Raw genomic sequence first — 1,215 nt, 5'->3', positions numbered from 1 at the left:
GCTCGGTCGCGGCTGCCGCGGCGGAGCGGGCACGCCGTCGGGCCGCCATCGCCACGGACTCCGCCGTGCTCGCCGACCAGCCGGCCGGCGCCACCGTCTGAGGCGAGGGCCGGGGTCTGACTGCGCCCGTGACCTAGGCGCTGCCGGCCGACCCGGGCGGCGGGGCCGCCATCGCCTGCCGGACGCCGTCGCGCATCGCCAGGCGGCGCAGCAGCTTGGCTGCCGGCACCTCGACCCGGGACACGCCCGCCCGGGAGGCCGTGCGGGTCACGGCCTGGAGCCCGCCCACCAGGCCGGCGCGGGCCACCCGGTAGCGGTCCAGGCCGAGCACGCCGCGCAGCGGGGCGGGCAGGTCGGCCACGGTGTCGTCCAGGCCGAACGGCGGCAGGACGTCCGCGTGCAGGACGTGCACGCCGTAGCGGCCCGCGCCCTGTGCCCGGGCGTCGCGCAGGAACGCGGGCAGCGGGCGGGAGTGCTCGTGGCTGGCGAGCAGCGAGCGGTCGAACACCCCGCGCAGGCCGGCCTTGCGCAGCCGGATCCCCCAGTCGCGGTCGGAGTGGTTGGTGCGGGAGAACGGGCCGGAGTCGTAGGGGACCCCGGCGAGGCGGTCCCGGCGCACGGACACGTTGCCGCCCCACAGCCGCAGCAGGACCTGGTCGGGGTCGCGCTCGTACGCCCGGCAGGTGCCCTCGTACTCCTCGGCGTAGACCCGGGTGGCGAAGCCGCCCCGGACCAGGTCGACGGGGACCCGGGTCGGCATGTAGCCGAGCACGACGAGGTCGTCCGCCAGCGCGTGGTGGCGGGCGTGCCCGCTGGACAGGCCAGGTGCGGCGACCACGTCGTCGTCGACGAGCAGCACGACGTCGCCCGTGGCCAGGTCGATGCCCGCCTGGCGGGCGGCGGCGCCGCCGGCGTTCTCCTGCCAGACCGGCCGCAGCCGGGGGTCCTCGGCGGCGATGCCCTGCAGCAGCTCCAGCGAGCCGTCGGGCGAGCCGTCGACGACCACGACGAGCTCGGTCGTGCCGGGGTCGCCGAGCAGCGCCCGCACCGCGGCCTCGAGCCCGTCGCGCCTCTTGTACGTCGGCACCACGGCGGTGACCGTCGGGAGCGGGGCCGCCGGCGGGGTCCCGGTCACCGCGTCGGGCACCGCGTCGGGCACCGCGTCCGGCACGGCGCCCCGGGCGTCCGGCACCTCGGCGGCGCTCACGCGGGCAC

The 1,215-nt window shown here is 78.7% G+C and carries 1 protein-coding gene; it reads right to left on the bottom strand.

The window, feature by feature from the left end; genetic code table 11:
• Nucleotides 1-133: 133 nt before the first annotated feature.
• The coding region (locus tag WCS02_RS20455) for a glycosyltransferase family 2 protein (protein WP_340296162.1) at nucleotides 134-1,215 on the bottom strand (1,082 nt) is incomplete at its 5' end.

This window comes from Aquipuribacter hungaricus, assembly GCF_037860755.1.
GTDB classification, from domain to species: Bacteria; Actinomycetota; Actinomycetes; order Actinomycetales; family JBBAYJ01; genus Aquipuribacter; species Aquipuribacter hungaricus.
The sequence above is the reverse complement of the archived record's forward strand: the minus strand, read 5'-3'. Positions and strand labels throughout refer to the sequence as shown.